General features: G+C 45.3%; 1 protein-coding gene. It reads right to left on the reverse strand.

Annotated elements, in window-relative coordinates:
- Positions 1-104 precede the first annotated feature (104 nt).
- A partial coding sequence (locus WMO25_RS18610) for a hypothetical protein (RefSeq protein ID WP_349086743.1) occupies positions 105-656 on the reverse strand: 552 nt, incomplete at its 5' end.

Consider the following 656-nt stretch of genomic DNA (forward strand, 5'->3'; position numbering starts at 1 on the left):
GGTTCCCTTCTCCTGACAGACCTCGGAGATCTTTGAGGATAAAAACAGCTGTCTGCTGGCATTCAGGATCTGTGTACAGAGGTCTTCTTTCATTTTTGGTGTCATCATAATGCTTTGTTGCCTCCTTTCAGGAATGCTTCGTCATAGATCTCCAATGATGGACCGGTCTCTGGCGGAGTACTGATCCCATATCCAGTGATCCGGGCAGCCAGTACTGATGCATCACAAATATTAATATTCCCTCTGGCACATGCCATTTCCATTGCAGAAGCAGCAGCCTGAAAGCCATACTGATTTGTAAGTTCGTTCATGATCCTCAGGCAATCCTTAAGTTTCTCTTTCGGCTGTGCATCCATGTATGTACGCAGGGCATCCGGGGTTTCCTGTCTGAGTCCACTGTTTCCCCATGCTCCAGAGTTTTTCATAAGAACAGCAAGAGTAGTCGTATAATCACTGACATCGCTCCTGTTGTCGCCAAATACACGTTTATGTGTGGTAATGACCTGTCCTCCTTCGGTAAGGATATCGACTGTGTGGGCATGAATTCCAACCAGTACCTTTTGATTGGCATTTTCAGGTCTTGTTGAATAAAAATGTTTTCCATCCATGCAGACTTTTCCATAACCATCTGCCTTCAGCCATTCATATCTGCATAC

Origin of the sequence: Coprococcus intestinihominis (genome assembly GCF_040096555.1) — a bacterium.
GTDB classification, from domain to species: Bacteria; Bacillota; Clostridia; order Lachnospirales; family Lachnospiraceae; genus Coprococcus_A; species Coprococcus_A intestinihominis.